At 72.7% G+C, this 7924-nt stretch carries 6 protein-coding genes; 2 read left to right on the forward strand and 4 right to left on the reverse strand.

The features are described from left to right. Nucleotides 1-104 precede the first annotated feature (104 nt). Both ACFU99_RS24810 and ACFU99_RS24815 read left to right on the forward strand, forming a co-directional pair. Nucleotides 105-1787 carry an MFS transporter gene (locus ACFU99_RS24810; RefSeq protein WP_384395480.1) on the forward strand — a complete coding sequence of 561 codons (1683 nt, stop codon included), beginning with the start codon at nucleotides 105-107 and terminating at the stop codon, nucleotides 1785-1787. A gap of 5 nt (nucleotides 1788-1792) precedes the next feature. Then, nucleotides 1793-2416: a TetR/AcrR family transcriptional regulator gene (locus ACFU99_RS24815; protein ID WP_384395482.1), complete on the forward strand. Its 624-nt coding sequence runs from the start codon at nucleotides 1793-1795 to the stop codon at nucleotides 2414-2416. Here the strand turns inward: ACFU99_RS24815 and ACFU99_RS24820 are convergent. The 4 genes from ACFU99_RS24820 to ACFU99_RS24835 form a co-directional block, all read right to left on the reverse strand. Continuing rightward, nucleotides 2406-2852 (reverse strand): MerR family transcriptional regulator, encoded by a 447-nt coding sequence (locus tag ACFU99_RS24820; RefSeq protein WP_384395484.1) that lies wholly within the window; start codon nucleotides 2850-2852, stop codon nucleotides 2406-2408. The genes ACFU99_RS24815 and ACFU99_RS24820 overlap by 11 nt on opposite strands. Before the next feature lie 20 nt (nucleotides 2853-2872). Continuing rightward, nucleotides 2873-3886, reverse strand: coding sequence for an MDR family NADP-dependent oxidoreductase (locus ACFU99_RS24825; protein WP_384395486.1), 1014 nt, complete (start codon nucleotides 3884-3886; stop codon nucleotides 2873-2875). An 86-nt stretch (nucleotides 3887-3972) separates the two neighbouring features. Further along, on the reverse strand, nucleotides 3973-6024 hold the full coding sequence (locus tag ACFU99_RS24830; protein ID WP_384395488.1) for a thioredoxin domain-containing protein: 2052 nt from the start codon (nucleotides 6022-6024) through the stop codon (nucleotides 3973-3975). Nucleotides 6025-6193: 169 nt separating this feature from the next. Continuing rightward, nucleotides 6194-7813 carry a GMC family oxidoreductase gene (locus tag ACFU99_RS24835; RefSeq protein WP_384395490.1) on the reverse strand — a complete coding sequence of 540 codons (1620 nt, stop codon included), beginning with the start codon at nucleotides 7811-7813 and terminating at the stop codon, nucleotides 6194-6196. Nucleotides 7814-7924 lie beyond the last annotated feature (111 nt).

The following is a 7924-nucleotide window of genomic DNA, read 5'->3' on the forward strand; positions in this document are numbered from 1 at the left end:
GGGGCGGATACCCGGGCGGGCGCACGGACCCACAAATTGACAGCCACTACTTTTTGAGAGTTACTAGCATTTGACATCAACTTCCACACTTCGGGAGGCTTCCCATGGGCGCACCGACGCAACACCGCCCCGACCCCCGGCGCTGGTGGGCGCTGGGCGCGATCGTCGCCTGCATGCTCGTACTCGGCTTCGACGGCACGATCCTCAACGTCGCGCTGCCGACCATGGCCTCGCAGCTCGGCGCCGGCACCGGCCAGCAGCAGTGGATCGCCGACTCCTACCTCGTCGTCCTCGCCGCCCTGATGCTCCCGGCCGGACTCCTCGGCGACCGCTTCGGCCGCCGCCGGATGCTCATCACCGGCCTCGCGATATTCCTCGCCGGCTCCCTGCTGGGCACCGTCGTCGACGCGCCGGGCCTGGTCATCGCCGCCCGTACGGTCATGGGGGCCGGCGCCGCGCTGATCATGCCGCTCGCCATGTCCGTACTGCCCTCGCTCTTCGGCCCCGACGAGCGCGGCAAGGCCGTCGGCGCGGTGTCCGCCGCCTCGGCGCTCGGCATGCCGCTCGGCCCGATCGTCGGCGGCTGGCTGCTCGACCACTTCTGGTGGGGCTCGGTCTTCCTGATCAACGTGCCGCTGGTCGCCATCGGCATCGCCGCCTGCGTCTTCCTGCTCCCCGAGACCAAGGACCCCGCCTCCCCCAAGGTCGACACGGTCTCCAGCGCCCTCACCGCGCTCGGCCTGGGCCTGCTCGTCTTCGGCGTCATCGAGGGCCCGACGCGCGGCTGGGGCTCCGCCGTCGTCCTCGGCGCGTTCGCGGGGGCCGTGGTGCTGCTCGTAGCGCTCGTCCTGCGCGAGCGGCGCTCGGTCCGGCCGATGCTCGATCTGACGCTGCTGGGCGACCGCGGCTTCCGGTGGAACGCCATCGCCGCGACGTTGGTGACCTTCACCCTGATGGGCCTGCTGTTCGTGCTGCCGCAGTACCTCCAGGTCATCCAGGGCAACGACGCCTTCGGCACCGGGCTGCGGATGATGCCGATGATGGCCGGGATGCTCGTCGCCTCGCGCGGCGCCCCGCCGCTGGTCGCGCGGTTCGGACCGCGGCCCGTCATCTCCTGCGGGCTGTTCGTCCTCGCCTTCGCCGCGCTGCTCGCCAGCGACACCCACCTGGGCGACGGCTACGGCACGGTCGTGGTGTGGCTGCTCATCACCGGGTTCGGGTTCGGCTTCGCCCTCATCCCCGCCATGAGCAACGCCCTCGGCGCGCTCCCCGCCGACCGCGCGGGCAGCGGCTCCGGGCTGCTGATGACGCTGCGCCAGGTCGGCGGGGCCATCGGCGTCGCGGTCCTCGGCAGCCTGCTCGCCGCCGCGTACCGCTCCCACCTGAACACCGGCGCGCTGCCGCACGACGCCGCCCACGCCGCGGGCGAATCGGTCGTCGGCGGCCATGTCGTCGCCGCCCGGCTCGGCGACGCGGCGCTGCGCCACTCGGCGGACGCGGCGTTCGTCGACGGCATGAACCTGGCGCTGCTCGTCACCGGGATCGCCGCGCTGGCCGCCGCGCTGCTCGTCGCGGCCTTCCTGCCCAACCCGCGGCGAGCCGGCCGTACGGTCACGGGCACGACGACCCCGAAGGCCGCAACGTCCCCGTCCGACACATCCGGCACACCTGACGCGCCTCGAATGGCAGCCGCGGTCGGCGCCGGCGTCGGCACCGCGACCACCACCGCGCCCACGACCGCCACCAGCGACGCCGTGGTCCCCGAACCCGGGGATGGCGGACAATGAGCGGCATGGCCGCCGCACCCACGACACCCGAGGCGCTGCCCGAGCCCAAGCTCGGACTGCGCGAGCGGAAGAAGATCCAGACCCGCCAGGCGATCCGCCGCGCCGCCTACCGGCTCTTCAAGGAGCAGGGCTACGACGCGACGCCCGTCGACCAGATCGCCGCCGCCGCCGACATCTCCCCCAGCACCGTCTTCCGCTACTTCCCCACCAAAGAGGACATCGTGCTCACCGACGAGTACGACGCCATGATGGAGGCGGCGCTGCGGGCCCGGCCGCCGGGCGAGCCCGCGATGGAGTCCATCCGGCACACCGTCATAGACCCGTTGTGCCACGTGTTCGCGTCCGAGCGCGAGGAGATGGTCGAGCGCACCAAGCTGCTCCAGGAGGTGCCCGCCCTCCGCGCCCGCGCCAGCGAGAGCCAGGCCGAGTCCGGGCGGATCCTGGCCGAGGTGCTCTGCGAGCGCACCGGCCGCCCCTCCGGCGACGTCGAGGTGGAGGTCGTGGTGGGGGCGGTGCTCGGCGGCTTCCAGGCGGCGCTGATGCACTGGGCCCGCAACGGCAACGAGGAGGACCTGATCGCCCTCATGGAGCAGGCCCTCGACGTGCTCATCCGCGGGCTCACTCTCTGAGCGCCCGCGCGTACGGGGCCACACGCCCCGGCTCCCGCGGCCCCTCCCCCACCTGGTCGGCGAGGCGCCGACGCAGCTCCGTCAGCCGCTCGATACGGGCGTCCAGATCGGCCAGCCGGCGCCGGATCACCTCCTCCACGGCGGGACAGGGACCGGCGCCGGCCGAGGCGAAGAACCGCTGCCCGGCGCCGTCGGGCACCCGGTCGCCCTCCCCGGAAGGCACCCGGTCCAGGCCCTCGGCGAAGGACCGTACGTCCCCCACGGTCAGCCCGGCCTCCAGCAGCCCCCGTACGGTCCGCAGCCGCCGCACGTCGTCCGGCCCGTACAGCCGGTGGCCCGACGGCGTCCGCCGGGCCGCCAGCAGCCCCTGCTGCTCGTAGTAGCGCACGGCTCGCGGTGTGAGCCCCGCGGCGGCCGCCGCGTCGCCGATCCGCATCCGGTCCTCCCCGCCGAGGACTACATCTCCACCAGCACCGCGCCGATGTGACGTCCCTCGGTCAACTCCCTCAACGCGCGAGGGGCCGACTCGATGCCCGACAGCCGCGCGTGCGGGAAGGTCAGTGTGCCGTCGCGCAGCCCGCGGCCGAACTCGCGGTACCACTCGGGGATCACGTCCAGGTTGTCGTAGAGCGCCGCTCCGCGCAGCGTGATGCTGTTCGAGACCAGCGCGAGCGTGTCGAAGGCGGCCAGCGCGCCCTCCCCCAACTGGCCGGAGAGCGCGCCGACCAGGGCGACGCGGGCGCGCCGGTTGGCGACCTTCACGGCCGCCTGGAGCTGCTCGCCGCCGACGTTGTCGAAGACCGCGTCGATGCCGTCCGGGGCCGCCGCGCGCAGTTGCTCCTCGAACGGTCCGGCGCCGCGCAGGACGACCGCGTCGTACCCCAGTTCCTTGATCAGTACGTCCGCCTTGGCCTGCGAACTCGTCGAGCCGATGACCCGCGCGGCGCCGCGCAGCCGGGCGATCTGCCCGGCGAGCGTGCCGACCCCGCCGGCCGCGCCCGACACGAACACCGTGTCGCCGGGCCGGACTTCGGCGGTGCGCACGATGCCCATGTAGGCGGTGGGGCCCTGGGAGAGGTACGCGCCGGGGTCGGGGAGCAGGTCCGCGTCGACGCGCTGCGCCTGGCCCTCGGCGACGACCGCGTACTCGCGCCAGCCCGCGGACTGCGTCGTGACGAGGTCGCCGACCGCGAACCCGGTGCCGGACTCGGCGACCACCTCGGCGACGGACGGCCCCGTCAGCGCCTCCCCCAGCTTGAAGGGCGGCATCGGGACGGGGCTGTCCTTGACCATCAGGGTCCGCATCACGGCGGCCACGGCCATGGTCTTGTTGCGTACGAGCAGCTGGCCGGGTCCGGGCCGCGGAACCGGAACCTCTGCTATGTCGAAGTGCTCGTCGGTCAGTTTCCCTTCGGCGTGCGCGGCGAGGCGGACCTCGCGGTGGGTTGCGGGAATGGACGCGGTGGTCATGGGCGGACTCCTCGCGGGGCGGATGGGTTCGCCATGACGCTAGAACTTGACGCCCACGTCAAGTTCAAGTGGATTCGCGAATCGGGTCAGCCGCCGCCCGGCTGCTCGTCGCCGGGGGTCCGCAGCAGCCCGGCCAGCACCTGCGGATCGGCGGTGGGGGCGTCGCAGGCGAAGTGCCGGCAGACGTACGCGGCGGGGCGCCCGTCCAGCAGCGGCCGGTCGGCGAGCAGCGGCACTTCGGGGGCGCCCGGCTCGCCGAGGGCGACGGCCGCGCCGGGGGCGGTGGACAGCAGGGCGGTGCGGTGCAGTTCCCGGGTGGCCGCGTCGTCGTACGGGCCGACGACGGCGATCTCGCGGGGCCCGTCCAACAGCGCCTCGGCGGCGGCGAGGCCCCAGCCGATGAACCGGGGGGCGCGCGGGCCGAGCGCCTTGACGACGCCGAGCGCCCGTTCGGCCGCCTCGCGGTGCGGGGAGCTGCCGGTCACGGCGGCGTACGACAGGAGCGCCCCGGCGGCGGCGGTCCACCCGGAGGGCGCCGCGTTGTCGGTGGGGTCCTGGGGCCGCCGGATCAGCGCCTCGGCGTCGGCGGCAGTGTCGTAGAGGGCGCCGTCCTCGGCCGTGAACTGGATGAGGACGGTGTCCAGGAGCAGCCCCGCGAAGTCGGTCCAGACGCCTTCGCCGGTGACCGCGGCGAGGGCGAGGAAGCCCTCGGCGACGTCGGCGTAGTCCTCCAGGACACCGGCGTGGGAGCCCGCGACGCCGTCCAGGGAGGTGCGGCACAGGCGCGCGTGCCAGTCCATGTGGGTGCGTACGAGCAGGTCGGCGGCGTCGGTGGCGGCCTGTACGAGATCGGGGCGGTCGAAGTACGCGCCGGTCTCCGCGAGGGCGGCGACGGCCAGCCCGTTCCAGGCGGCGACGATCTTGTCGTCGCTCCCGGGGCGCGGTCGCTCCTCGCGCGCCGCGAGCAGCCGCTCCCGTACGGACGCGAGCCGCCCGGCGTCGAGAAGCCGCTCGGTGTCGGGCAGTTGGAGAACAGACGCCCCTTCCTCGAAGGTGCCGCCCTCCGTCACCCCGAAGTGCTCAGCCGCGAGCCGCCCGTCGTCCTCCCCGAGCACCTCCCGCAACTGCTCGGGCGTCCACACGTAGTAGGCGCCCTCGACGTGCCGCCCGCTCCCGTCATCACTGTCGGCGTCCAACGCGGAGGCGAACCCGCCCTGCTCAGTACGCAACTCCCGCACGAGAAAGTCCGCAGTCTCCAGCGCCACGCGCCGGGCAAGATCCGACCCGGTGGCCCGCCACAGATGCGCATAGACGCGACACAGCAGCGCATTGTCGTAAAGCATCTTCTCGAAGTGCGGAACCACCCACTCGGCATCCACCGAATAGCGGGCGAACCCGCCTCCGAGCTGGTCGTAAATACCGCCGCGGGCCATCGCCTCACAGGTCGCCCCGACCATCTGCAAGGCGGCCACGGACCCCGTCCGGGCATGATGCCGCAGCAGAAACTCCAGCACCATCGACGGCGGAAACTTGGGCGCCCCGGCGAACCCGCCGCGCACGGAATCGAATTCCCGGGTGAGCCCCATCAGCGCGGCATGCATATCCTCGGCAACCGGCGCCTGCGCCCCGCCGACAGCCAGACTGCGCCCCGCAAGATCCCGCACAATCCGCCCGGCGACCTGCCCGACCTCATCCCGCCGGTCCGTCCAAGCGGCCCGCACCCCTTCGAGCACCTGCCGGAAGGACGGCATCCCATGCCGCGCCTCGGGCGGGAAATACGTACCGAAGTAGAACGGCTCGGCGTCCCCGGTCAGGAATACGGTCATGGGCCACCCGCCCTGCCCGGTGGCGGCCTGAACGGCCTCCATATAGACGGCGTCGATGTCGGGCCGCTCTTCGCGGTCGACCTTGATGGAGACGAAGTGCTCATTGAGGAACGCGGCGGTGACCTCGTCCTCGAATGATTCGTGAGCCATGACGTGGCACCAATGGCACGCAGAGTAGCCAACGGACAACAGTACGGGTACGCCTCGCCTCTTCGCCTCCGAGAACGCGTCGTCACTCCATGGCCACCAGTCCACCGGGTTGTCGGCATGCTGGAGCAGATACGGCGACTGGGAGTCTGCCAGGCGATTCATAGCCGCATCGTCGCATGAGCCGGCCCCCGGCACAGCTCGCAGGGGGTGCACGCGCGCACATGCCCCTGTGACCGCTGATCAGGATGTCCTCGCGGTCCGGCAGGGCGGGTTCACCGCCACCGCCCGCGACTACGCCGCCCGATCAGCCCGCCCTGGGGCCCGGCCTTCCTCAGCCCTGCTCGGCCGCGAGAATCTCGGCTGCCCGCTCGCCGACCACCATGGAGGGGGCCATGGTGTTGGCGACCGTCACATGGGGCAGCACCGAGGCGTCGGCGACGCGGAGGCCCTCGATGCCGTGCACCTTGAGCCTCGCGTCCACCACGGCTCCCTCGTCCCGTCCCATCCGGGACGTACCGCTCTGGTGCCAGTAGGTTTCCACGGCGTTCCGCACGAACATCTCCACCGTGTCCGTCACAGAGGACGCCGGGGACACCTCCCGCTCGACGAACGGGCGGAGCGCAGCGGAGTTGCCGATTTCCCGGGCCATGGCGACGGCGGCCAGGGCCGAGCGCATGTCGTCGGGGTCGGCGAGGAAGTTCGTCTCGATACGCGGTCCCGCCGTCGGGTCCGTGCTCGCCAGGCGGACCCGGCCGCGGCTGCCGCCGCGCAGGCGCATGGCGGGCATCAGGGTGAAGCACCGCTCCGGCGGCGGGTACTGCGCCGCGCTCTCGGGCGAGACCGACGGCGCCGGTGAGACGTACATGACGAACTCCGGTGCGCCCGGCCGCAGCTCGTCCTCCCAGAAGCAGACGGCCTGGCTGCGTGTGGGCACCGGCAGCGGCACGTCCGTCGCCTCCCACATGCAGGGCAGGCGTATGTGGTCGTCGAGGTTGCGGCCGACGCCGGGCAGGTGCTGGACCACCGGGATGCCCAGGTTCCGCAGTTCGTCCTCGTCCCCGATCCCGGACCGCATGAGTACGGCCGGGGTACCGAGCGCGCCCAGCGACAGCACCACCTCTTGCGACGCGTGAGCGCGCAGCGGCCTGCCGTCGCGCACGATCTCGACGCCGCGGGCCCGGCCCGCGGAGAGCAGTACACGGGAGACCGTCGTGTGCGGCAGCACCGTGAGGTTCGGCTGCCCCACACGGTCGGCGACGTAGTGGCGGAAGGGGGTCTGCCGCACACCGTCGTGGATGTTCTCGTCCCGCACGGCGCAGCCGGAGTCCGCCTCCATCAGGGCGCCGTTGGCGCTGTCGAACCGGGGGACGCCGGTGGCCTCGGCGCCGTCGAGGAAGGCGGCGAAGAGCGGGTGCACGTCCTGCGACGGCCGTATCCGCATCGGCCCGCCGGTACCCCGGCGCTCGGGGTCGGGCGCTCCCCGCCAGTCCTCGATGCCGCGGTAGTGCTCCAGGACGTGCGCGTAGCCCCACGCGGGATCGCCCACGGCCTCGGCATAGGAGTCCCAGTCGCTCCGGTGGCCACGGGCCCACACGCCCGCGTTGACGGCGCTTCCCCCGCCCAGCCCGCGGCCGGTGGCGTAGGCGAGCCGGCGCCCGTTCAGATGCGGGTTCGGCTCCGTGACGTGGTCCCAGGTCCGCTCGCTGCCGAGATTGGCCGGCCACAGGTCGGGGTCGCGGACCCGTTCGTCCTCGTCGTCACCGCCGCTCTCGACGAGCAGCACCGTGACGGCCGGATCGGCCGCGAGTCTTCCGGCGAGAACGGACCCGGAGGAACCGGCGCCGCACACGATGTAGTCGAACGTGGCGCCGGATTCCATGTGGTCGGCGAGTGCGTGCCGATACGAGGTCGTGGTCGCCGCAGCCTCGGCCGGTCCGGGATGGTTGCTCATGCTCAGCGTCTCCTTGGGGTGTCAGTAGTCCGGTCGCCCTGACGGCGACACCCTGTGGGCGTGAAAATCGGTGGGTGGTCGTCCGGCGGACGTCGTATCGCCTTGGTGCCT

It is taken from the genome of Streptomyces sp. NPDC057654 (genome assembly GCF_042800135.1).
Taxonomy (GTDB): Bacteria; Actinomycetota; Actinomycetes; order Streptomycetales; family Streptomycetaceae; genus Streptomyces.

What these genes read in the sequence shown, in the direction of transcription:
- ACFU99_RS24810 (WP_384395480.1), top strand. Translation starts at nt 105, where the DNA reads ATGGGCGCACCGACGCAACACCGCCCCGACCCCCGGCGCTGGTGGGCG.
- ACFU99_RS24815 (WP_384395482.1), top strand. Translation starts at nt 1,793, where the DNA reads ATGGCCGCCGCACCCACGACACCCGAGGCGCTGCCCGAGCCCAAGCTC.
- ACFU99_RS24820 (WP_384395484.1), bottom strand. Translation starts at nt 2,852, where the DNA reads ATGCGGATCGGCGACGCGGCGGCCGCCGCGGGGCTCACACCGCGAGCC.
- ACFU99_RS24825 (WP_384395486.1), bottom strand. Translation starts at nt 3,886, where the DNA reads ATGACCACCGCGTCCATTCCCGCAACCCACCGCGAGGTCCGCCTCGCC.
- ACFU99_RS24830 (WP_384395488.1), bottom strand. Translation starts at nt 6,024, where the DNA reads ATGAATCGCCTGGCAGACTCCCAGTCGCCGTATCTGCTCCAGCATGCC.
- ACFU99_RS24835 (WP_384395490.1), bottom strand. Translation starts at nt 7,813, where the DNA reads ATGAGCAACCATCCCGGACCGGCCGAGGCTGCGGCGACCACGACCTCG.